We start from the raw sequence: 23,194 nt of genomic DNA on the forward strand, positions 1-23,194 counted from the left end.
GAGCAGCACGTCGAGGCCTTCAACCAGGCCGTGACCACCGGCGACTGGGCGACCTTCTCCGACCGCTTCGCCGGCGACGCGACGATGACCTTCACCAACGTCCCCGCCGGTCCGTTCAACGGCCGCGAAGCGATCGCCGAGGGGTACCGCGCGAACCCGCCGACCGAGACCATGCGCCTGCTGGACAACGCGGACGGCGGCACCGCCCGCTTCGCCTGGGCTTCCGGGGCGACCGGCACGATGGAGTTCGCCTGGGACTCCGGGGGAAAGGTCCAGCAGCTCACCGTGACGTTCGACTGAACGACAACTGGACGTGACCACAGGAGCAACCGATTGACAGCCGTCGGTTGTCCACAGCCGGCGTTCGGCCGAGTTGGTGGGGGACTGTGATCTGGGGGATGGTGTCCTGAGGCGGAGTGCGCCAGAGCCGCGCGATAAGGTCGGGCGGTCCACGTGGTCGCAACGGGAAGGTGGATCGTTTCCAATGAGCGTCGGTGAAGTCGCGGGCCTGATAGCGGCCTGTGCACTGCTCATCCTGGTGGGCCTGCTGGCCTATCCGATCCTGAAGCTGGGCAAGGTGCTGGACGAGACCCGGCTGATGGTCAAGGGTGTCTCGGACTCCAGCATCCCGTTGCTCGGCGAGGTCACCGAGACCGTCGCGACGACCAACGCGCAGCTGGCCAAGGTCGACACCATCACCGACAACGCGACGACCGTGACCACCAACGCCGCGGCGCTCGCGTCGTTGTTCGCGGCGACCGCGGGTGGTCCGCTGGTGAAGGCGGCCGCGTTCACGTACGGCGTGCGCAAGGCGCTGGGCGACACCCAGCGCCGCGACGTCGCCCGCCGGGTGAAGGACGACATGAAGTCCGAGCGCAAGGCCCGTAAGCGGGGTGACCTGTGATCAAGCGGATCCTGTGGTTCGTGATCGGCACCGCCGTCGGCGTCTACGCCGTCACCCGGTTGAAGAAGCGGGCCCAGGTGCTCGCGCCGGAGAGCCTGCAGGCCTCGGCGGACAAGATGGCCAGCGCGATCCGGCACTTCGGCGACGAGGTCCGGGCCGGCATGGCCGAGCGGGAGACCGAGCTGCGCGACGCGCTCGGGATCGACACGGCAGAAAACCAGACACAGCGTGAGGGCGACCGGTAACACCCATGGAAACCAGTGAGATCAGGCGGCGGTTCCTGCAGTACTTCGAGGACCGCGGTCACACCGTCGTGCCGAGCGCACCGTTGCCGTCCCCGGACCCGAACCTGCTGTTCAACGTGGCCGGGATGGCCCAGTTCGTGCCGTACTTCGTCGGTCAGCAGACGCCGCCGTACGCGCGCGCGACCAGCGTCCAGAAGTGTGTCCGGACCCTCGACATCGAGGAGGTCGGCAAGACCACCCGGCACGGCACGTTCTTCCAGATGAACGGCAACTTCTCCTTCGGCGACTACTTCAAGGAAGAAGCCGTCCAGTTCGCCTGGGAGCTGGTCACCAAGCCGCAGAGCGAGGGTGGCTACGGCTTCGACGAGTCGGTCCTGTACGCCTCGGTGTACTACGAGGACGACGAGGCCATCGACATCTGGAAGCGGGTCGCCGGGCTGCCCGACGACCGGATCGTCCGGCTCGGCATGAAGGACAACTTCTGGTCGATGGGCATCCCGGGTCCGTGCGGCCCGTGCTCGGAGATCCTGATCGACCGCGGCCCGCAGTTCGGCGCCGACCGGGACTGGGAGGCGGGCGACCGCTACCTGGAGTTCTGGAACCTGGTCTTCATGCAGAACATCCGCGGCGAGGGCGGCGGCAAGGACGGCTACCCGATCCTCGGTGAGCTGCCGAAGAAGAACATCGACACCGGCCTCGGCCTGGAGCGGGTCGCGTACCTGCTGCAGGGCGTCGACAACATGTACGAGATCGACGAGATCTTCCCGGTGATCGAGAAGGCCTCGGAGCTGAGCGGCCGCAAGTACGGCTCCGAGCAGGTCGACGACGTCCGCTTCCGCGTGGTCGCCGACCACGTCCGCAGCGCGCTGATGCTGATCGGCGACGGCGTCACCCCAGGCAACGAGCAGGGCGGCTACGTGCTGCGCCGCCTGCTGCGCCGCGCGATCCGTTCGATGCGCCTGCTGGGCTACGAGGACCCGAGCCTGGTCGAGCTGCTCCCGGTCAGCCTGCAGCAGATGAAGAAATCCTACCCCGAGCTGGAGGCCGACTTCGGCCGGATCAGCCAGGTCGCGTACGCCGAGGAGGAGGCGTTCCGCCGGACCCTCACGGCCGGTACGACGATCTTCGACCTCGCGGTCCGCGACACCAAGGCCGGCGGCGCGCACCAGCTCGAGGGCGCGAAGGCGTTCCAGCTGCACGACACCTACGGCTTCCCGATCGACCTGACCGTCGAGATGGCTTCCGAGCAGGGCCTGAACGTCGACACCGAGGGCTTCCGCTCGCTGATGAAGGAGCAGCGCGAGCGGGCCAAGGCCGACGCGCGCGCGAAGAAGGCCGGCCACGCCGACACCTCGGGCTACCGGGAACTGCGCGAGTCCGGCGCGACCGAGTTCACCGGGTACACCGAGCTGGCGACCGACTCGCGGGTCCGCGGGCTGCTGCGCGACGGCGTCGTCGCGAACTCCGCCGAGCAGGGCGAGACCGTCGAGGTCGTGCTCGAGAAGACCCCGTTCTACGCCGAGTCCGGTGGCCAGATCGCCGACGCGGGCGTGATCGTCGCCGACGGCGTGAAGCTGAAGGTGCTCGACGTCCAGCGGCCGGTGAAGGGCCTGATCGTGCACCGCGTCGAGGTGCTCGAGGGTGCGCTTCAGCCGGGGACGGACGTGCACGCGCAGGTCGACCACGACTGGCGGATCCAGGCCTGCCAGGCGCACTCGGGCACGCACGTCGTGCACGCCGCGCTGCGGCAGGTGCTCGGCCCGAACGCGCTGCAGAGCGGTTCGTACAACAAGCCCGGCTACCTGCGGCTCGACTTCGCGTGGTCGTCGGCGCTGGACCAGGCCACCCGGTCGGAGATCGAGGAGGTCGCGAACCTCGCCGTACGGCAGGACCTCGCGGTGTCCGCGCAGTACATGACGCTGCCGGAGGCCCGTGAGTGGGGCGCGCTGGCACTGTTCGGCGAGACGTACGACGAGCAGGTGCGCGTCGTCGAGATCGGCGGCCCGTGGTCGCGCGAGCTCTGCGGTGGCACGCACGTGAAGCACTCGTCGCAGGTCGGTGCGCTGACCGTGACGAGCGAGTCGTCGGTCGGTGCGGGTGTGCGCCGGATCGAGGCGTTCGTCGGCATGGAAGCACTGCATTACCTCGGCCGCGAGCGGTCGCTGGTCCGGCTGCTCAGCGAGAACCTGAAGACCCGTCCCGAGGAGCTCCCGGCCAAGGTCGCCGACCTGGCCGAGCGGCTGCGGGCGGCCGAGAAGGAGCTGGAGAAGGTCCGCGCCGGACAGGTGCTGGCCGCGGCCGGTGACCTGGCGAAGAACCCGAAGGACGTCTTCGGTGTCGCGTTCGTCGGAGCCCGTACGCCGGACGGCGTCGGCGGTGGCGACCTGCGCAAGCTGGCGCTGGACGTCCGCGGCCGGATGCCCGTCGACAAGCCGGCCGTGATCGCGCTGGTCGGCGTGAACGACGGGAAGCCGGCCGTCGTGGTCGCGCTGAACGACGTCGCCCGCGAGTGGCGGCTCAAGGCCGGTGACCTGGTCCGGGTCGCCGCCGAGCAGGTCGGTGGCCGCGGTGGCGGCAAGGACGACGTCGCCCAGGGCGGCGGGACCGACCCGTCCGGTGCCGACAAGGCACTGTCCGCGGTCGAGCACGCCGTCGGCCAGCTCGTCACGGGCTGACCAGCGTGAACAGATCCGCCTGCCCCCTGGCTGAGGCACACTGATGCGCCGAGGGGTGCGGATCGCGCTCGACATCGGGGACGCCAGGATCGGCGTCGCCACGTCCGACCCGCACGGGATCCTGGCCACCCCGGTGGAGACCGTACGGCGTGGGAAGGGTGACCTTGACCGGATCGTTACGCTCGTGCACGATCTGGAGGCCTTCGAGGTCGTCGTCGGGCTGCCTCGTTCGTTGAACGGGGGTGAAGGGCCGGCGGCGGTCAAGATTCGCCAGACCACCGAGCTGCTCCGCCAGAAACTGGTGGCCGGTCAGGACAACCCGAGTGGGACGGACGGAGTGGAACAGGTGCGGACGACGACGGTACGGATGGTGGACGAGCGGTTCACCACGGTCACCGCCGAGCGGATGCTGCGGGAACGGGGAAAGAAGGGCGCCAAGCGGCGCGCGGTGGTCGACCAGGCCGCGGCGGTCGTGATTCTGCAACACGCGCTCGACTTCGAGCGGGAGACCGGCAACCCACCCGGGAGGCCCCTGTGAACGGAACAGCGGTGGTCGAAGGATGAGCAGGACGTACGGCGAAGTGGATGAAGGCGACGACCTCGACGTCGATCTGGGCCTGCGCCCGGAGAGCCGCACCGAGCGGCGCGCCAACCGCAAGAAGCAGCGGGCCCGCCGTGGCTTCGGCTGCTTCGCGGGCATCGTCTCGCTGCTGGTCGTCGCCGGGCTGATCGGCGGCATCATGTTCGGCTTCGGCAAGGGCCGCGACTACGTGGAAGGCCTGTTCGCCGCGCCCGACTACGAGGGTGAGGGCAGCGGCTCGATCCAGGTCGAGGTGACCAAGGGCCAGAGCGCGCAGGCGATCGCGGACACGCTCGAGAAGAAGGACGTGGTGAAGTCGGCCCGCGCCTTCGAGCGGGCCGCCCGCGAGGACCCGCGCAGCACGCAGATCCAGGCCGCGACGTTCACGCTGCGCAAGAAGATGTCCGCCAAGTCCGCGCTGGCGCTGATGCTCGACCCGGCCAAGTCGATCCGGGTCACCCGGGTCGGGGTGAACTCCGGCTGGACCAAGGAGCAGGTCGCGCAGAAGCTGCAGGAGAACAAGCAGGTCAAGCTCCCGCCGGGCTCGGTCGCGGCCGCGCTGAGCAAGCCGTGGTCGCTCGGGCTGCCGTCGTACGCGGGCAACAACCCGGAGGGCTTCCTCTACCCGGGCACGTACGACGTCCCGAAGAACGCGACGGCGTACACGATCCTGAAGCTGATGACCGCGCAGTTCGCGAAGACGCAGGCCGAGCTGAAGCTGCCGCAGGTCGCGCAGCGCAAGAAGCTCGACCCGTACCAGGCCGTGATCGTGGCCAGCATCGTCGCCGCGGAGACCAACCGGTCCGAGGACTACGGCAAGGTCGCCCGGGTGATCTACAACCGCCTGGCGCGCGACATGCGGCTGCAGATGGACTCGACCGTGCACTACGTGACGGGCCGCAACGGTGGGGTGTTCACCAGCGACGAGGAGCGCGACTTCGACTCGCCGTACAACACCTACAAGAACCGCGGACTGCCGCCGACGCCGATCAACTCGCCCGGCAAGGACACCCTGCGGGCGGCGCTGAACGCGACACCGGGACCGTGGCTGTACTTCACGCTGGTCAACCTCGACACCGGCGAGACCGCGTTCGCGACCACCGACACGGAGCACCAGGCGAACGTGGCCAAGCTGCAGGCATGGTGCCAAGCGCACAAGGGCCGCTGTTGAGCACTCGCTGTGCTGTGTTGGGTTCGCCTATCGCGCACTCCTTGTCACCCGCGATGCATCGGGCGGCGTATGCCGAGCTCGGGCTGGACTGGCGGTACGACGCGTTCGAGGTTGGTGAGGACGAGCTGCGCGGGTTCCTGGCCACGCTGGGTGATGACGTGCGCGGGCTGTCACTGACGATGCCGTTGAAGCGGGTCGCGCTGGATCTGGTGGACACCGTCGACCCGGTCGCCGAGCTGATCGGCGCGGCGAACACGATGCTGTTCGAGCCGGACGGGTCGCGCTCGGCGCACAACACCGACGTGCCCGGACTCATCGAGGCGTTCGCCGAGCGGGGGATCACCGCGGCCGACAGCGCCGTCGTACTGGGTGGTGGTGCGACCGCGGCGTCCACCCTGGCGGCGCTGCGGGGGTTGAGGGTCAGCGAGGTCACGCTCGTCGTCCGCGACGTCGCGCGGGCCGAGCGGCTGCTCGATCTCGCGGCGGCGCTCGAGCTGAAGACCTCGGTCACCGACTTCCAGCAGGTCGAGCAGATCGGCGGGTTCGACCTGTGCGTCTCGACGCTGCCGGGCGGTGCTGTCGACCCGTGGGCCGAGCACTTCGCCCAGGTCGCGCCCGTGGTCTTCGACGTCGCGTACCACCCGTGGCCGACGCAGCTGGCGCTGGTGGCGCACCGGATCGGTACAGAGCTGTTGAACGGCCTTGATTTGCTCGTGCATCAAGCTAGCCTCCAGGTGGAGATGATGACCGGAAGGTCGCCGGCGCCGCTGGCGGCCATGAGAGCCGCCGCACGTGAGGAGCTCGACGAACGTGAGCCGCAGTGAGCGTCAGCTGGACCGCCGAACCGTCCTGAAGGCCGGGGGCCTGCTCGCAGCGGCAACGGCGGCCGGCGTCGGCGCTGCTCCACCTGCGAGTGCCGGTGCCGCCGCTCCGGATTGGGCGGCGCTGGATCGTGCGGTCGCCGGTACGGTCTTCCGGCCCGGCGTGACCGGTTACACCGCGTCTCACCAGCTGTTCAACCCGCGCTTCGACTCGGTGCAGCCGGCCGCTGTCGTGCGGGCCGGCAGCGTTGAGGACGTCCGCCAGGCGATTCTTTTCGCGAAGAAGAACAACCTGGTCTGCGTCCCGAAGGGTGGCGGCCACTCCTACGTCGGTGCCTCCGCGGTCACCAACGGGATGATGATCGACCTCGGCCCCCTCCGCGGGCTCACCTATGCGAGCAACGCGGTCCAGATCGGCGCCGGGGCACGCCTGTACGACGTTCACGCCTACCTCGACAAGTACGCCCGCTCGTTGCCGACGGGGACCTGTCCGACGGTCGGGATCGCGGGGCTCACCCTCGGCGGCGGACTCGGCATCCACACCCGGACCTACGGGCCGACCAGTGACCGGGTGCTGTCGATGCAGGTGGTCACCGCCGACGGCATGGTCCGTACGGCGAGCCCGACGCAGAACGCGGACCTGTACTGGGCGCTGCGCGGCGGAGGCGGCGGCAACCTCGGCATCGTCACGTCGTTCCGGCTGGCGACGATCGGGGCGGGCAAGCTCGGGTTCTTCCGGCTGACCTGGCCGGAGTCGCAGGCCGCCGCCGTCCTGAAGGGCTGGCAGCGGTTTGCCAAGGAAGCACCGTCGACCTCCTGGGCGAACCTGCACATCACCGGAACCAGTAGCGGTGGCCTGTCGATCCACGTGGTCGGCGTGTCCACGACCGGATCGGCGACGGCCGCGGCGGCGCAACTGGAGTGGATGATCGGCGCCAAAGGCGCGACCCGCTCGATCTCGGTGAAGACGCACCTGGAGGCGGTGAAGTACCTCGGCGGCGGGACGACGAGCCCGCGGGAGGGCTGGCTGGCCGGGTCCGACGTCCTGCGCGGGCCGATGGACGCGACCACGATCAGTGGGGTGCTCGGCGCGGTGAAGACCGCAGCCAAGGCGGGCGTTGCGGCGTCGGCGATCATCGATCCGCTCGGTGGCCAGGCGGCCAAGGAACCGCCGGGTGGTTCGGCCTGGCCGTGGCGGTCGGCGCTCGGCGTCATCCAGTGGTACTCCGGCCTGCCGTCGCCTCCGACGACCGCTCAGTTGCGCGCGGCCCAGGCGTTCGTCACCAACGGGCACCACGCGGTGACCAAGTTCTCGGCCGGCGGCTACATCAACTACCTCGAGGCCGGCCGCTCCAACGCGTCGTACTACGGCGGCAGCCTGGCGCGGCTGCACGCGATCAAGCAGAAGTACGACCCGACGAACTTCTTCCACGCGCCGTACACCTTTGCCTGAGTAAGGTTCCCCGCCATGAAGACATGGCGTGTGGTGGCGGGGATCCTGGCGGTCGGTCTCCTGCTCGGTGGGATCACCCCGGCGTGGGCCTGCGCCTGCGGCGGGTACCTGGCCGACGCCGAGTCGCGGGCGCGCGCCAACGGTGAGCACGCGCTGGTCAGCTTCGACGGCACGACCGAGGAGATCGTGCTGTCGATGGCGATCCAGGGCTCGTCGAAGAAGGCCGCCTGGATCATGCCGGTGCCGGCCGCGGCGCAGGTGACGCTGGGGGAGTCGTCGACGTTCGAGGACCTGGACCGGATCACCCGGCCGAAGGTCGTCGAGCGGACGACGTACTGGCCGTTCAAGGACCTCGGGATCTTCGACGGCCGGAGCGGTGACAGTGCGGGGGCGGCGCCCGGCGCCGGGGTCGACGTGCGCGAGCAGATGGTGCTCGGGCCGTTCCAGGTCGTGCGGCTCGGCGGATCGAGCGCCGCCGACGTGACGGAGTGGCTGCGGACCAACGGGTACGCCGTACCGGAGACGCTCGGCGACAACCTCACGCCGTACCTGGTGGAGAAGTGGGAGATCGTTGCGGTCAAGCTGGCGCCGCGGCAGGCCGACGGGTCGCTGGACGGGGAGACACCGCCGCTGAAGCTGTCGTTCGCGTCGAAGCGCATCGTGTACCCGATGCGGCTGAGCAAGGGCGCGACGACGAGCCAGGCGGTCACCGTGTACGTCGCGGCGCCGTACCGGGTGGACGCCAAGACCGTGCCGGACGCGTCGCTCACACCGGAGCTCCTGTACGCCGGGCGGGTGGACAATGGCCGGCTCGAGGCGCCGGCGAACTACCTCACCGCCTACTCGTCCTACTTCGCGCAGCCGGGCCGGATCACGAGCGACTACGAGTTCACCACGGCGGCGACCGACGACGCCTTCCAGCGGACGACGTACGTGACGCACAACGAGAGTTTGTGGAGCACGCTCGGCGTGATCGTGCTCGGCCTGCTCCTGCTGGGCGGCGGTGCGGCGGTCGTTGCCCGCCGCACCCGCTGACTTCGTCCACAGGGTCACCCGGCGGGCGGTCCTGATCGTCTAGGCTGCGGCATCGTGCCTGACGTGATCGCCGGAGTCCTCGCCGCGGTGATCTGTGCCGTGGCGGCGTACGTGCTCGGTCCTTGGCTGCTGCGCCGGATCCCCGAGCCGATCCTCGACGAGGGCCAGACCAAGCTCCCGTACGCCGAGCTCGCGACGCCGCGGGCGGCCGTGTGGTGTGCCGCGCTCGCCGGAGTCGCGGGCGGGTTGGTCGGCTGGCGGATCGGGTTCTCGGCCGGTCTGGTCGCGTGGATCGCGCTGGCGGTCCCGGGGGCGGTGCTGGGGTACGTGGACGCGCGGACGAGATACCTGCCGTCCGCGATCATCTGGCCGACGTACGGCGTGGTGTCGGTGGTGCTGGTCGTCGCGGCGGCGGCGACGGGGGAGTGGGGGTCGCTGCGGCGGGCCGCGATCGCGGGGCTGATCGGCTTCGGCGTGTTCTACCTGCTGTGGTTCGTGTTTCCGCGCGGCGTCGGGTTCGGTGACGTGCGGTTGTCGGGGCTGCTCGCGGTCGCGCTGGGCTGGCTCGGGTGGGGCGAATTCGTCAGCGGTCTGTACGGCGGGTTCTTCCTCGGCGCGGTGCTCGGGATCGTGCTGACGGTCGCGAAGGTCTTCAAGCGCAAGGAAATGTTCCCTTTCGGGCCGTTCATGCTGGCCGGCGCGGTGGCCGGCGTCCTGGCGGGTGGACCGCTGGAACGCCTGTACCTGGGGTGAAGAACGCCTGATGGTTGACCTCCAGGATCCACCGTCCGGTTGATGCCGGCTCCTGGCGGCGACGGCTACGGTCGAAGACTCCACCGACCAAGGAGTCCGTTGTGCCGAACCTCAGTCGTCGTGGGCTGCTCGCAGGCAGCGCCGCCCTGATTGCCGTTCCCGCCACCACCTCGACCGCTGCCGCCGCGGGGATCCGCGGCCCGAGCGGCGAGAAGATCCTTCCCGGCGACGTCCGCTTCGCCGACCTCACCCAGCGCGGCACCAACCGCCGCTTCGTCGCCGCTCCCGACTACGCGCGGGTCGTGCGTTCGCCGCAGGACGCCCTCGACGCCGTTCAGGAGGCGGTCCGCGCGAACCAGCGGATCGCGATCCGCGGCGGCGGCCACTGCTTCGAGGACTTCGTCGACCACAGCGACGTCGAGGTGCTGATCGACCTCTCGCAGTACGACGAAGTCACCTTCGACGAGCGCCGGCGCGCGTTCTCGGTCGGCGCGGGCGCGACGCTCGAGACCCTTTACAAGGCGCTGTTCTACGGCTGGGGCGTGACCGTGCCGGGCGGCGGCTGCCTCGGCGTCGGCGTCGGCGGTCACTTCAGCGGCGGCGGGTACGGCCCGCTCTCGCGCCGGTACGGCTCGGTCGTCGACCACCTGTACGGCGTGGAGGTGGTCGTCGTGGACGCCCGGCGCCGGGCCCGGCTCGTGCTGGCGACCAGGGACAACGAGCACCGCGACCTGTGGTGGGCGCACACCGGCGGCGGTGGCGGCAACTTCGGCGTCGTCACCCGGTACCTGCTCCGGACCGCCGGCGCCCAGGGCTCGGACCCCGAGAAACTGTTGCCCAAGGCCCCCAAATCATTGCTGTCGACCGTCACGCTCTACGACTGGAACACGCTCACGAAGGCCGGCTTCCTGCGCACGCTGCGGAACTTTCTCGACTTCTACGAGCGCCACAACGCGCCGGGCTCGCCGTACGCGACGCTGTACAGCCCGCTGATCCTGGCCCACAAGTCGGCCGGCGGCTTCCTGCTGTCGTCGCAGATCGACGCCGGAGTGCCGAACGCCGCTCAGTTGCTGAAGGACTTCAACGCCGCGATCGTCGAGGGCGTCTCACCGGCACCGCAGCTGACCGACCAGGGGGAGGGGCCGTTCCTGCAGCGGACGATCCAGCGGTCGATCCCGGAGGACGTCGCGCCGCGCCGTACCAAGTACAAGGCCGGCTACCTGCGCAAGGGGTACACCGACGCGCAGCTGGACACGATCTACCGGCACCTGACCGATCCGTCGTACCACGGGCCGGAATCCACGATGCTGTTCGTTCCGTACGGCGGTCAGGTGAACACGGTGCCGTCGGACGCGACCGCGACCGCCCAGCGCGACGTGATGATGAAGATGGTGATGGCGGCGATGTGGGACGACCCGGCGCAGGACGCCCAGCACCTGGAGTGGACGCGGTCGACGTACCGGGACATCTACCGCGAGACCGGCGGTGTGCCGGTGCCGAACGCCGTGAACGCGGGATCGTACATCAACTACCCCGACGGCGATCTGGCCGACCCGGCGCAGAACACGTCGGGGGTGCCGTGGCACGCGCTGTACTACCTCGGCAACTACCCGCGACTGCAGCAGATCAAGAAGACCTGGGACCCGGGCAACGTGTTCCGGCACCGGCTTTCCATCGAACCCGCCGAGTGAGAAGCTGTTCCGGCCCATCGCACGGACGGGTCCGCCGGCCGTCGTACGGGCCGGCCCATTGACCGGCCGGGGCGCCGGGCCTGATCCTCGGGGGACGGGCCGGGCGCCTCGGCTGCTGCTTCACCAACCGGGGTAGCGACTCCTCCAAGCGGTCTCCGGGCCGTAGTCGCCGTGCAGGTGGTCGCGGCGGGTGTACTCGAGCACGAGATCGTCCGCCAGTTGCAGGATCACGCCCCGGCCCTCGACGGCGAACACCAGCTCGGCCGGGAGCGCGGTCTCGCCGTGCAGCGCGCCGAGGATGTTGCCGCAGATCGCGCCGGTCGAGTCGCTGTCGCCGGAGTGCGTGACCGAGAGCGCGAGTGCGTCGAGGAACTGCTCCGGCTCGGGACGCGCGAGCGCGGCGTACACGCCGATTGCCAGTGCCTCCTCGGCGATCCACCCACCACCGAGCAGTTCGACTGTCGCCGGCCCTGGCGCCGGCGCGGGGCCCGCCGCCAGCTCACGCGCTTTGATCAACGCCTGGCTGGTCTCCTCGTGCGCTTCCTTTCCCACAAGGAGTTCCAGCGTCGTGTCCAACGCCGCATCGAGACCGGCCCCCTGAACGATCTCGTGGATCAGCAACGCCAGCGCCCCACTCGCCAGCTTGCCCGTCGGATGCCCGTGCGTGTACCCGGCAGACTCGGCAGCGGCATCGAACACCCACTCCCCGTTCCCCGCGTACGGCAGCAACCCGAACGGCGCCGACCGCATCACCCCGCCACACCCCTTGGAGTCGTTGCTCGCCTGCGCCCCGAACGGCTTGATCTCGTCGCCGCCCTTGCGCGCCTCGGTGAGCGCGGTCAAGCAGGTGTTGCCCGGCGCCCGTCGTACGTACAACCACTGCTCACCCTGCAACCATCCGTCGCGCTTCCCGCTCGGGCCCGGCAGGAGCTGCGTGTCCAGCCACCGGTCGAACGCGTGCTGCGTGACGGCCACGGTCAGTCCGAGCCCACGATCGGTCCGTACGCCGGCCCGGATCAGCCCTTCGACCGCGAACAGCGTCATCTGGGTGTCGTCGGTCACTGTTCCCGGCGGCCAGTTGTTGCCGCCAGCAACAAATGTCCGGACGCCGTCCGGATGCTCGGCGACGATGCTCCGCCCGTCCTGGAACTCCACCGGCCCACCCAGCGCGTCCCCGATCGCGCCACCGAGCAGACACCCGCGAACCCGGGCCCTGTACGCCTCTTCCACCTGCCGTTCGACCATGTGAGCGACTGTAGTTGCCGCCGTAGCTCAGTGGGGGACGGGCTCGAACCCACCCGCGGCCCAGCGACGGCGCGAGACCTCCTCCACCCGCACGTCGAGCGACTGCTCCTGGCAGCCGCGAAGTGCTTGTGCGAGGGCCTCCGGCAGCTGCGCCTCCAAGGTCTGCTGCGGTGCTGTGACCCGCGCCGGGGCCGTGATCTCTCCGGCGAGCAGGTCGAGCCGCGCCCCCGAGCTGACCAGCAGCCGAGGATCCAGATCTCCGAGCAGGTCCTCCAGCTCGTACTCGATCTTGTGCTCGTCCCGCGGTACGCCGAAACCTCCGAGGTGGCGAATCTGCGCCGCAGTCGCGCGGCATAGTCGTCGAGCGGCTCCAGCCCGAGCGCCGCGCGGCGTCGGTCGACAGTGGCGGGCTCGTCGAGCGGGCACGGCACGAGCTGCCCGTCGACGGCGTGGAACTTGGTGCCGTAGACCTGTGGCCGATCTTCGGTGATGCAGAGCGCATCGGTCAGGTAGGCGACGTGGCGACCCGGTACGTCGACCGCCGCGGTCAGCAGGTCCAGGCAGGTGCGCTGGAACTCGGCGTGGCCCTCCAAGTGCTGCATGAGTCGGCAGGCGGCCTCGGCGGCTTCTTCACCGACCAGCAACGGGCCGGGCCAGCCGTGCTCGTCGATGACCTGCTGGAGCCAGGCGCACGCGGTGGAGGTCAGCTTGGTGAGTCGCTCGGCGATCGTGTCGTCGGTGAAGCTGGTATCGGCCCACTGCGATCGCCAGCTCGCATCGACGCGGTCGAGCTTCAGCAGACGCTCCCGGATCGCCGCCACCTGGTCGAGCGCTGCCAGCTGCAGCGTCACCTTCTGGCCGGTCCAGCGGTAGCAGATCCATCGGTTGGCCCACTCGAAGGCCACTGCACCGTTGTTGGCGTCCCGCACGGCGACACGGGTCTCGTCCTCCAGCAGGAGCCCCGCGGTCGCGATCGGGGCGACCGCGTCGCGCAGGGCGACGCCGAGGCGCGACAGCGTGAGTCCCTTGACCCAGTCCGCCGGTGGTGGGCTCGGCTGGTCCGTCTGCACCGCGCCTTGGTCGTTCAGGTAGTGGAGGTGCCCGTCAGCCCGGAAGTAGTACGGGACGTCCTGCCTCGCTAGCTGCTCACACTCACTCGCGCTGACGTCCTGGGGGAACGGTGTGCCGTCGAGCAGCCAATCGTCGAGCATGTCGCTGTAGCGGTCGGTCGAGCGCAGCAGGACCCGAGCAGTCGCCGGGCGGTCGAGTACGACGTGCAGCTTCGGCACGTTGCCGCACATCAGCGTCCAGGCGTCGAACATCCCGCGCAGGAAGCGCGTGAGGTGGGCGCCGTAGCCGACGCCGCCTGCCGTGTCGGCGACGACCGTCCTGGTCTCCTGCCTGGCCCACGAGCTGGTCCGCCGCCAGGCCTGCGGGCCCTCGACCCCTTCGACCAGGCAGATGGTCGGTCCATCGGCTGCGCAGAGGCGCGGCTCGGTCTCCAGCCCGACGTGGTGATGCTGGGCGCCGTCCCCGGCGACCAGTCCGGTTTCCGACAGGCGTCGTACGTCGACGAAGGCCAGCTCCAGGTCGATCGGGTACATCAGTGGGTCGGCGCCGCCGGCGTACAGGTTGCCTTCGCTGAGGTCGGTGACGCCGAAGGCGAAGCAGGCGGCCGCCAGCGAGCCGGCCCGGTGCCAGAACGGCTCGGGCTCGGTCAGCACCGTCCCGGCGAGCCCTTCGCGGATCTCACCCCACTGGGAGGGGCGCTCGATCCACTCGTGCCACGAGTAGCCGTTGCGGGGGAGGAGGTCCATCACCGGGAGCCGGATCTTGTCCGACAGACCGTTGAGCAGGGCGAACGCCGACGCTTCGCGCGCGAGGAACAGGCGGTCGACGTCGGCCGGGCGCGGCTTGTAGGCGACCGTGTGCCCGGGGAAGTCGACGCGCAGCACCCGGCGGCGGCCGTTGTGGGTCTCGCCGTCGTGCGCGGTCAGGCCGGTCACCGGCAGCCGGGCGTCGAACCAGAGCAGCTCGGCGTCGCGCTCCAGGCGGTGCAAGAATTCCCGCAGGAATACCAGGAAGTCGTCCGTCGCGCGCCCGGCGTGAAATCTTGATGCCGTGCTTGACAGGCAGGCGAGAAATGCCGGACCGATCACCGGTCCGAACAATGCACCGTTCATCGGGTGCAGAATTCCGGGGCCGAGCTGGTGCGGGAATTCTCGTCGCAGGTTATCGCAACCGGTGGTCAGGTTGGCAACCATTTCGAGGAGACTCGAAAAGCCTGCCCGATCGAGCAGGCCCGCGACCAGGCCGGCATCCGCCGGGCCACCGAGGTGCCGCTCGACCCGGACCAGGCCGTCCGGCCCGGTCGTCACCACCGGTGGGAGCAGTCCGGCCGCCGTACGGGCGCGCACCGCGGACATCAGTGCGTCCCGGGCCGCTCGCACGGCGGCCGGATCGGTCACCGGATCAGAAGTCGCAGTAGACCCGGACGCAGGTGCCGGCGGCACCCTCCGCGCCGGTGGCGGGCAGCTCCGACTCCAGGTCGCCGATCACCAGGTCGAGCTCGTGGGCGTTGTCCATGAATCCTCCTCGGTCATTCTTTCCAGAAATCCTCTGACACCGCACCGACGTTCGGCAAGCACCGAAAGTTTCCGGTTGGCAGCAAGCGGTCATTGTCTGGATTCGGGCGCGGAGTTCTGACTACCCTTCGAAATCCTGTCATCCCTATCCGGCGATCCCGAAGGAGTCAGACATGGACAGCATTCACACCGACGAGGCCCGCGAGCTCGACCTGGTGCTCGGCGACCTGGAGACCGAACTGCCGGCCGCCGAGGCCAAGGCCGGCACCTGCCGCGGCGGGATCTACTGCATCTGATCCCAGCGTCCGGACCGGGATCCCGCATCCCGGTCCGGGCCTTCGGGTGAGACTGGCGACGGGCCGTCACCGGGCGCGTGGGAGAATCGCCGCATGCTGCGCTGGCTCACCGCCGGCGAGTCGCACGGACAAGCGCTCGTCGCCGTACTCGAAGGTCTTCCCGCAGGCGTTCAGGTCACCACGGATCACGTGGCCGACGCCCTGGCTCGTCGTCGGCTCGGCTACGGCCGAGGCGCCCGGATGAAGTTCGAGCGGGACGAGGTGACCTTCCTCGGCGGATTCCGGCACGGGTTGTCCCTCGGCAGCCCGATCGCCATCCAGGTCGGCAACACCGAGTGGCCGAAGTGGGAGCAGGTGATGGCTGCCGACCCGGTCGACCCGGAGACGCTGGCCGACCTGGCCCGCAACGCGCCGCTGACCCGGCCGCGGCCCGGGCACGCGGACCTGGCCGGGATGCAGAAGTACGGGTTCGACGAGGCACGGCCGGTGCTGGAGCGGGCGAGCGCGCGGGAGACCGCGGCGCGGGTCGCGCTCGGCGAGGTCGCCGCGCGGTTCCTGCAGCAGGCGTACGGCGTGACGATCGTCAGCCACGTGGTCGAGCTCGGGACCGTCAAGGCGCCGTACGGAGTGCTGCCGTCGTACGAGGATGTCGCGAAGCTGGACGCCGACCCCGTGCGCTGCCTCGACGCGGACGCGAGCAAGGCGATGGTCGCCGAGATCGACGCCGCGCAGAAGGCCGGCGACACGCTCGGCGGCGTGGTCGAGGTCGTCGTCGACGGCCTGCCACCGGGGCTCGGCAGCTACGTGCACTGGGACCGGCGGCTCGACTCGAAGCTGGCCGGCGCGCTGATGGGGATCCAGGCGATCAAGGGGGTCGAGCTCGGCGACGGGTTCGAGCTGGCCCGGACGCCGGGATCGCAGGCGCACGACGAGATCGTCGCCGAGGACGGCACGATCCGGCGGACGAGCGGTCGCTCGGGCGGGACCGAGGGCGGCATGAGCACCGGGGAGACGCTGCGCGTGCGCGCCGCGATGAAGCCGATCGCGACCGTGCCGCGCGCGCTGCGGACCATCGACACCGCGACCGGCGAGGCCACGGCGGCTCATCACCAACGCTCGGACGTGTGTGCGGTGCCGGCGGCGGGGATCGTCGCGGAGGCGATGGTCGCGCTGGTGCTGGCGGACGTGTCGGTGGAGAAGTTCGGCGGGGACTCGGTGGTGGAGACCGCGCGTAATCACCGGTCGTACTTGGACGGACTGCCCGGAACGATCCAGCCGCGGGCTTGGGGTGCGGAGTGAGCGACTCGGCCGCTGGATCGGCTGCGCCGGTCGACGCCGCGGCCGGGCCGATTGTCGTGCTGGTCGGCCCGCCCGGCTCGGGCAAATCGACGGTGGCGGAGTTGCTCGCCGCCAAGCTCGGCGCTGTGCACCGCGACACCGACACCGACGTGGAAACCGGCACCGGGAAGCCGATCTCGGACATCTTCGTGGACTCCGGGGAGCCGGTGTTCCGGGAGCTGGAGCGTGCGGCGATCGTCGCCGCTCTGGAGGCTGACGGCGTCGTCCTGTCGCTCGGCGGCGGCGCGATCCTCGACGCCGACACCCGCGCGGACCTGGCCGGCCACACCGTCGTCTTCCTCGACGTCTCGGTCGGCGAGGCCGCCAAACGCGTTGGCCTGGGCGTCGCTCGGCCATTGCTGCTCGGCAACGTCCGGACCCAGCTGAAGAACCTGATGGACGCCCGCCGCCCGCTGTACGCCGAGGTCGCCAAGCACACGGTGACCACCGACAGCCGGTCCCCGGAAGACATCGCGAACGAGATCGTGGAGCACCTCGGATGACCACCCAGACGATCACGGTGGCAGCGGCAACGCCGTACGACGTTGTCATCGGCAACAACCTGCTCGGCGAGCTGCCCGGGCTGCTCGGCGACGGCGTGCGGCGGGTCGCGGTGATCCACCCGCGCGCGCTGCGGACCAGCGGGGACGCGATCCGCGACGACTTGGTCGCGGCCGGGTACACCGCGCACGCGATCGAGATCCCGGACGCCGAGGAGGCCAAGTCCGCCGAGGTGCTGTCGTACTGCTGGACGGTGCTCGGGCAGGCCGGGTTCACCCGCTCGGACGCGGTGGTGTCGATCGGCGGCGGAACGACGACCGACCTCGCCGGGTTCGTCGCGGCGACCTGGTTGCGCGGGGTGAAGGTCGTGCACATCCCGACCACGCTGCTCGGCATGGTCGACGCGGCCGTCGGCGGCAAGACCGGGATCAACACGGCCGAGGGCAAGAACCTGGTCGGCGCGTTCTGGGAGCCGGCCGGTGTGCTGTGCGACCTGGCCGCGCTCGAGACGCTGCCGCGTCATGATTACGTGAGCGGGCTGGCCGAGGTCGTGAAGTGCGGCTTCATCGCCGACCCGGTGATCCTCGACCTGGTCGAGAAGGATCCCGCGGGCGCCGTCGGCCCGGCGTACGAGCACACCGAGGAACTGATCGCCCGCGCGATCCAGGTCAAGGCCGACACCGTCGGCGCCGACCTGCGCGAGCGGACGACGACCGCCGGGGGAGCGATCGGGCGCGAGGCGCTCAACTACGGTCACACACTCGGCCACGCGATCGAGCGCACCGAACGGTACAAGTGGCGCCACGGCGCCGCGATCAGCATCGGCATGGTCTTCGTCGCCGAGCTGGCGCGCGCCGCCGGCCGCCTCGATGAAGCGACCGCCGACCGCCACCGCGACGTCTTGCAGGCCCTCGGCCTGCCGGTCACGTACCGGCCGGACGCGTGGCCGCACCTGCAGGACGCGATGAAGCTCGACAAGAAGACGAGAGCGGACCGGCTCCGCTTCGTCATCCTCGACGCGCTCGCCAAGCCGACGATCCTGGAAGCCCCCGACCCGAGCCTGCTCGTCGCCGCGTACGCCGAGGTCAGCTAGCCGTACGCCGCCCGCCGCCCGCCGCCCGCCGCCCGCCGGCGGTGGTGGGGCCGCCGCTTCCGATCTGATGCGCGAATGAGAGGCAAAGCGACAGCCCCTGACCCGTCCAAGGTCAGGGGCTGTCCTGTGTCCGGGGCCAGCGCGTGCAAGGGAATGGCTCCCGGAGTTGGAAGACGGGACGGGCGCGGATGCGCATACTCAGCACGCACGCCCCGCCGGTCTACTCGTCCAGCCATTCAGCCGCGGCAGAGTCGCGGTGGTAGCCGTTGTGATGACCGAGAACACAGCCGCGGCCTGTCATCGGATTCTTGCCGTCGCAGGCGCAACCGGATTCGTCCGGTTGCCCTGCCCACTCCAGACCGCCTGTGGCTCCTCGCCCCGTGTCTGTCTGCATGTCCTCATCCTCAGCCGTGCCCCAATCGCAGGGAGGTGCCAAACTGGGGGCCAAAGGTCGGATCTGGAGGCAGAACTTGATCGGGCAGTTGATCGCTCAGCTACGCGCGGAGCGAGGACTCAGCCAGGCCCAACTAGCTGAGACGCTCGCCAGAGTGTCCGGCAACCCTGCCGTGACCCGTAACGAGATCTCCCGTTGGGAGCAGGGCAAGCGCCGGCCGCGTAGGTACTGGCTCCAGTGGATCGCTCTGGCTTTCGGGATGTCCCTCGCCGACCTCGACGACCTGGTCAAGCTCGCCTCACCTGTCTCTGACGAGGACGAGGCAGAGGCCCTGGAACTGCGGGCCCGGGTCGCAGCGTCCGACGTCGGCGCGATCACGCTGCTGCGGCTGGAGGGCGCTGTAGACGATCTGGCGACGGCCTACCCGACCACGGCCCCGGATCTCCTCCTGCCGCGCGTCAAACGGCACTTGAGCTACATCGGAAAGCTTCTCGACGCACGCATGACCCTCGACGAACACCGGCGCCTGCTCACGACGGGCGCATGGCTGTCCCTGCTCGCTGCTACGTGCTCGTTCGACCTGGACCAGCGGAAGGCTTCAGCCGCCCGGCTGAAGACCGCCGCGTCTCTGGCCGAGCACGGCGAACATCCGGAACTGTCGGGGTGGTGCCTCGAAACTGAGGCCTGGCAGGCAGTCACTGACGGCGACTACCGCAAGGCCGTGAAGCTCAGCCAGGCAGCTCAGGCCGTCGCTCCTCAAGGGTCGTCGGCGTTCATCCAAGCCACCGCTCAGGAAGGGCGCGCACAGGCCCGCCTGGGGCACAGCAGGGAGACACTGAAGGTCGTGTCCAGGGTCGAGCAATTGGTGTCTCCGCTGAAGGTCCCTGACCGCCCTGAGCATCACTACCGCTACGACCCGAGCAAGAGCAGCGCGTACATCGCGACGACGCTGTCATGGCTCGGAGATCCAGAGGCTGAGCCGCTGCTACGGCAGCTTCTGAGGGAACTTGAGTCACCTTCATACGGGGTCCCACGACTCCGCCGGGCGGCGTCTGCACGGCTCGACCTGTCCCTAGCTCTCCTAGCCGCTGGCAAGCCTGACGAAGCCACTGGCGAGACCCTGGAGGCGATCAACTCGGGTCGCCTGGTGCCGTCCAACTTCTGGCGGGCCAAGGAAGTCATCAAGGCTGTGGACGCAGGCGGTGTGCCTGAGGCCAGAGACCTACGGGACGCATACGAGGCGCTCCAGTCCTCAGCCTGAGCCACTGGATACACGGACCTGTAGTGGAACCAGTTCTTCAGCCGCCGACCAGGACGTCGTACGCCGGACGCGAAGTTGTACACGGCATCCGCGTGCCGCTGGAACAAGGCGGTCAGCGCACCCTCGTCGCCCTCGCGCAGCTCGGCCCAGATCTCCTGGTCGGTCCCCAGCTCGGCCGAAACCGCCCCGGCTCTTCGCCGCATCCACCGCACCTCCAACGCCGCCGTTTGTGTGCTCATACCGGGGAAGAGTCCGGCACCCGGCGGGCGGTTCGCCTACCGCAGCGCCTCCGGCAGCGGCCGGCGGTGCAGTACCTCGAGCCGGGAGACCGCCCTGGTCAGCACAACATAGAGTCGGTTCAACCCGCGTTCCTCACCGTCGACGATGTCCGCCGGCTCGACGACGACCACGTGATCGAACTCCAGTCCCTTCGCCAGCCCCGCCGGTACGACGGTCACTCGCTCGTCCTGCACCTGCAGCGACGCCTCGATGCCCGCCGCGCTCTCGTCGGCGACGATCACCCCGATCGAGCCCTCCTCCTTCAACGCCATCCGTACGGCGTCCGAGCAACTCCTCCCCAGGTCCGTCACCTTCTCGACGCTCAACCACCCGTCGCTGCGGAACGACCTCGTCGGTGGCACGCCGACATCCAGTGCCTCCAGCAACTTGTTCGCCAGCGCGACGACCGCGGCCGGGACTCGGTATCCGGTCGTCAGCGTGACGATCTCCGCCTCCGGCTTTCCCAGGTGCCCGAGCTGCTCCGGCCAGCTCAGGGCCGCCCACGGTGTTGTCCCTTGCTCGAGATCGCCCAGCACGGTCAGCGAGCCGTGCTCGCTGCGCCGGGCGATCGCCCGGCACTGCATCGGCGACAGATCCTGTGCCTCGTCGACGATCACCTGTCCGTAGCCCGGCACCCGGTTCACCAGTGCGCTCAACTCGTCGAGCAGCACCGCATCCGCGGCCGTCCAGCGCGCGGACTTCGCCTTCCGCCGCCGCGGCCAGCGGATCGCGGTCAGCTCTTCTGCTGTGAACGCGTCGTCCGCCGGCTCACTCAGAAACTGCGCCAGCACCTCGTCGGCTTTTGCGGTCGGCCACACCGCATCCACCGCCGGCGTCACCGCGCGAGCCATCCGCCGCTGCCAGACCCGGTTGCAGTTCTGGCCCCGCGCTTCGGCCTGCCGCTGGAGCGCGGCGATCACGCGTGAGAACACCCGCTCCCGACCCAGGCCGTACGACGTCGCCTCGCTCCGGGCCTCCTCGACCATCTGGGCGAACTCGTGCTGATCGACCCGCCAGCGGTAGGAGCTGTCGGCAACGACGACCGCCTCTCCCGGCGTTGAGATTCGCCCGTAGAGCGCTCTCTTCAGTGCTCCCGCCATCCGTGCGTCGTGCTTCACCGCGGCGGCCTCCGGGCCGTCCGTGGAATCGATGCCCACGGCAAGCAATTCCCCGATCGTGGTCTGCTCGACATCGCCTTCACCCAGCGTCGGCAGCACCGCCGAGATGTACTCCAGGAACGTCGCGTTCGGGCCGAGCACCAGCACTCCGCCACGCTTCAACCTGGCCCGGTGCGCGTAGAGGAGGTACGCCGCCCGATGCAGCCCGACGGCCGTCTTCCCGGTCCCCGGCGCCCCCTGCACACAGACCGACTCCTCCAACCCGGCCCGCACCAACCGATCCTGCTCCGGCTGAATCGTCGCCACGATGTCCCGCATCGGGCCGACGCGGGGGCGCTCGATCTCAGCCCGAAGGATGCCTCCGACCCTGTCGTTCCTCGCAGCGTCGGTCCCCGCCTCGGCGTCGCGCCCGGGCCCCGCTCCGGCGTCGGCCGCGCTCCGGGCCCCGCTCCCGCTCCGGGGCCCGCGCGCCGCGTTCTCGCCGGGATCGCGCTCTCCGGCGTACCGGCTTCTGGCGAGCGGCTCGTCCTCGATGCTCGTCAGCTTTTCGCCGGCCCAGCCGAAGCGACGCCGTACGGCGACACCGCGCGGATCCTCGGCCGTCGCCTGGTAGAAGCTCGTCGCGACCGGCGCGCGCCAGTCGATCACGAGCGGCGGCCGGCCGATCGCGTCCGAGACGTGCCGTCGGCCGAGGTAGTACCGCTGCCCGCGATGCTCCTGCGCCTCGTCGTCGTCGCGATACCCGATCAGCCCGAAGAACGGCGGCCCACCCGCCTCGTCCGCCAACTGACGCGCGAGGCTCTTCAGGTAGTACCCGAGCCGCTCGGCCGTGTAGCGGTCTCCCCAGGTGTCCTCGCCGACCACGACGTTGTCCCGCGCGCCCGAGATCATCGCCAGGAGAGCGTCGCGGCAGCGCTCGGCGTACCGGCGTTCCTCCTCCAGCCCTCGCACTCGTCACCCCAAAAGATTAACCCGGTTAATGTTTTGCCCAGGTTAACACCCACGCTAGAGTCGAGCCGTGACCGGACTGCGTGAGCGCAAGAAGCAGCAGACCCACGACGCCTTGTCCCAGGTGGCGATCGACCTGTTCCTGGCCCGAGGCTTCGACCAGGTGTCGGTCGCCGACATCGCCGCCGCCGCGAACGTCTCCAAGCCGACCCTGTTCAAGTACTTCGCCACCAAGCAGGACCTGGTCCTCCACCGCTTCGCCGACCACGCCCACGAGGCCGCCCGCGTCGTCACCGCCTCCGCGCTGTCAGCCCCCGAGGCGCTGCTCGCGCACTTCCTCGACGGCCTCGACCGCCGCGACCCGGTCACCGGCCTCAACGACCACCCCGGCGTCATCGCCTACTACCGCCTGGTCTTTGGTACGCCGTCGCTGGCGACCCACCTGCACCAGTTCGTCGTCGCCGACCAGGCAGCCCTGACCGAGGCGCTCGGCGCTGACCTCGACGCGGAGCTGCAGGCGGCGTACCTCGTCTCCACCCAGCAGATCCTCGCCCACCGCAACTGGCACTCCCTCGCCAACGGCCAGCCCGCCGACGCGCGCCACCCTCTCGCGGTCGCCGAGGCCACCCAGGCCTTCACTGCGTTGAACCGCTAGCTCGCCCAGGCGTTCGCCGTCGCCAAAGGCACCCAGGCTTTCACCGCGTTTCACCGCTACGCCGCCCAGGCGTTGGCGGACGCCGAAGCCCGGGCTTCTACCGCGTCGAACCGCCAGGCCGTCCGGGCGTTCGCCGTACCGGGCACTAGGGTT

Annotated in this window: 19 protein-coding genes and 1 pseudogene; 17 read left to right on the top strand and 3 right to left on the bottom strand. The window is 69.9% G+C overall.

The window, feature by feature from the left end:
• Positions 1 to 9: 9 nt before the first annotated feature.
• From ACLQ2O_RS10190 to ACLQ2O_RS10240, 11 genes and pseudogenes are all read left to right on the top strand, one after another.
• Positions 10 to 300, top strand: a pseudogene (locus tag ACLQ2O_RS10190) (nuclear transport factor 2 family protein); the annotation flags it as partial.
• Positions 301 to 484: 184 nt separating this feature from the next.
• A complete protein-coding gene (locus tag ACLQ2O_RS10195; protein ID WP_425829665.1) occupies positions 485 to 904 on the top strand; it encodes a DUF948 domain-containing protein in 420 nt (139 codons plus the stop codon).
• Positions 901 to 1,149, top strand: coding sequence for a DUF6167 family protein (locus ACLQ2O_RS10200; protein ID WP_425829667.1), 249 nt, complete (start codon positions 901 to 903; stop codon positions 1,147 to 1,149). The genes ACLQ2O_RS10195 and ACLQ2O_RS10200 overlap by 4 nt, the downstream gene beginning before the upstream one ends.
• 5 nt (positions 1,150 to 1,154) lie before the next feature.
• Entirely contained in the window at positions 1,155 to 3,824 is a 2,670-nt protein-coding gene (gene alaS / locus ACLQ2O_RS10205; protein WP_425829669.1) for an alanine--tRNA ligase, read from the top strand.
• A 43-nt stretch (positions 3,825 to 3,867) separates the two neighbouring features.
• Positions 3,868 to 4,362: a Holliday junction resolvase RuvX gene (gene ruvX, locus ACLQ2O_RS10210; RefSeq protein ID WP_425829671.1), complete on the top strand. Its 495-nt coding sequence runs from the start codon at positions 3,868 to 3,870 to the stop codon at positions 4,360 to 4,362.
• Positions 4,363 to 4,384: 22 nt separating this feature from the next.
• On the top strand, positions 4,385 to 5,575 hold the full coding sequence (gene mltG, locus ACLQ2O_RS10215; RefSeq protein WP_425829673.1) for an endolytic transglycosylase MltG: 1,191 nt from the start codon (positions 4,385 to 4,387) through the stop codon (positions 5,573 to 5,575).
• Positions 5,545 to 6,399 carry a shikimate dehydrogenase gene (locus ACLQ2O_RS10220; protein WP_425829675.1) on the top strand — a complete coding sequence of 285 codons (855 nt, stop codon included), beginning with the start codon at positions 5,545 to 5,547 and terminating at the stop codon, positions 6,397 to 6,399. The genes mltG and ACLQ2O_RS10220 overlap by 31 nt, the downstream gene beginning before the upstream one ends.
• Positions 6,386 to 7,849: an FAD-binding protein gene (locus ACLQ2O_RS10225; RefSeq protein ID WP_425829676.1), complete on the top strand. Its 1,464-nt coding sequence runs from the start codon at positions 6,386 to 6,388 to the stop codon at positions 7,847 to 7,849. The genes ACLQ2O_RS10220 and ACLQ2O_RS10225 overlap by 14 nt, the downstream gene beginning before the upstream one ends.
• A gap of 15 nt (positions 7,850 to 7,864) precedes the next feature.
• On the top strand, positions 7,865 to 8,884 hold the full coding sequence (locus tag ACLQ2O_RS10230; protein WP_425829678.1) for a DUF2330 domain-containing protein: 1,020 nt from the start codon (positions 7,865 to 7,867) through the stop codon (positions 8,882 to 8,884).
• Positions 8,885 to 8,938: 54 nt separating this feature from the next.
• Positions 8,939 to 9,637 carry a prepilin peptidase gene (locus ACLQ2O_RS10235; protein ID WP_425829680.1) on the top strand — a complete coding sequence of 233 codons (699 nt, stop codon included), beginning with the start codon at positions 8,939 to 8,941 and terminating at the stop codon, positions 9,635 to 9,637.
• A gap of 101 nt (positions 9,638 to 9,738) precedes the next feature.
• Positions 9,739 to 11,328 carry an FAD-binding oxidoreductase gene (locus tag ACLQ2O_RS10240; RefSeq protein ID WP_425829682.1) on the top strand — a complete coding sequence of 530 codons (1,590 nt, stop codon included), beginning with the start codon at positions 9,739 to 9,741 and terminating at the stop codon, positions 11,326 to 11,328.
• A gap of 120 nt (positions 11,329 to 11,448) precedes the next feature.
• Here the strand turns inward: ACLQ2O_RS10240 and ACLQ2O_RS10245 are convergent, their stop codons facing one another.
• Both ACLQ2O_RS10245 and ACLQ2O_RS10250 read right to left on the bottom strand, forming a co-directional pair.
• Complete coding sequence (locus ACLQ2O_RS10245; RefSeq protein WP_425829684.1) at positions 11,449 to 12,483, bottom strand: ADP-ribosylglycohydrolase family protein; 1,035 nt, start codon at positions 12,481 to 12,483, stop codon at positions 11,449 to 11,451.
• A complete protein-coding gene (locus tag ACLQ2O_RS10250; RefSeq protein WP_425829686.1) occupies positions 12,387 to 14,999 on the bottom strand; it encodes a DUF4135 domain-containing protein in 2,613 nt (870 codons plus the stop codon). Before ACLQ2O_RS10250 ends, ACLQ2O_RS10245 begins: the two co-directional genes overlap by 97 nt.
• A 332-nt stretch (positions 15,000 to 15,331) precedes the next feature.
• Here ACLQ2O_RS10250 and ACLQ2O_RS10255 point away from each other — a divergent pair, with 332 nt between their 5' ends.
• The 5 genes from ACLQ2O_RS10255 to ACLQ2O_RS10275 all read left to right on the top strand — a co-directional run bounded on the left by ACLQ2O_RS10255 (position 15,332) and on the right by ACLQ2O_RS10275 (position 20,041).
• The gene (locus tag ACLQ2O_RS10255) at positions 15,332 to 15,454 is read left to right on the top strand and encodes a hypothetical protein (RefSeq protein WP_425829688.1); all 123 of its coding nucleotides are present in this window, start codon (positions 15,332 to 15,334) and stop codon (positions 15,452 to 15,454) included.
• Positions 15,455 to 15,547: 93 nt separating this feature from the next.
• Complete coding sequence (aroC, locus tag ACLQ2O_RS10260) at positions 15,548 to 16,753, top strand: chorismate synthase (RefSeq protein WP_425829690.1); 1,206 nt, start codon at positions 15,548 to 15,550, stop codon at positions 16,751 to 16,753.
• Positions 16,750 to 17,295, top strand: a complete 546-nt coding sequence (locus tag ACLQ2O_RS10265; RefSeq protein WP_425829692.1) for a shikimate kinase — start codon at positions 16,750 to 16,752, stop codon at positions 17,293 to 17,295. Before aroC ends, ACLQ2O_RS10265 begins: the two co-directional genes overlap by 4 nt.
• Positions 17,292 to 18,386, top strand: coding sequence for a 3-dehydroquinate synthase (gene aroB / locus ACLQ2O_RS10270; RefSeq protein WP_425829694.1), 1,095 nt, complete (start codon positions 17,292 to 17,294; stop codon positions 18,384 to 18,386). The genes ACLQ2O_RS10265 and aroB overlap by 4 nt, the downstream gene beginning before the upstream one ends.
• A 482-nt stretch (positions 18,387 to 18,868) precedes the next feature.
• On the top strand, positions 18,869 to 20,041 hold the full coding sequence (locus tag ACLQ2O_RS10275; RefSeq protein ID WP_425830935.1) for a helix-turn-helix transcriptional regulator: 1,173 nt from the start codon (positions 18,869 to 18,871) through the stop codon (positions 20,039 to 20,041).
• 275 nt (positions 20,042 to 20,316) lie between these two features.
• On the opposite strand, the gene ACLQ2O_RS10280 is transcribed toward ACLQ2O_RS10275, so the two are convergent.
• Positions 20,317 to 22,389 (bottom strand): HelD family protein, encoded by a 2,073-nt coding sequence (locus ACLQ2O_RS10280; RefSeq protein ID WP_425829696.1) that lies wholly within the window; start codon positions 22,387 to 22,389, stop codon positions 20,317 to 20,319.
• 67 nt (positions 22,390 to 22,456) lie between these two features.
• Between ACLQ2O_RS10280 and ACLQ2O_RS10285 the strand changes: the two genes are divergently transcribed.
• Positions 22,457 to 23,041, top strand: a complete 585-nt coding sequence (locus tag ACLQ2O_RS10285) for a TetR/AcrR family transcriptional regulator (protein WP_425829698.1) — start codon at positions 22,457 to 22,459, stop codon at positions 23,039 to 23,041.
• Positions 23,042 to 23,194 lie beyond the last annotated feature (153 nt).

It is taken from the genome of Kribbella sp. DT2, assembly GCF_049844575.1.
GTDB lineage: Bacteria > Actinomycetota > Actinomycetes > Propionibacteriales > Kribbellaceae > Kribbella.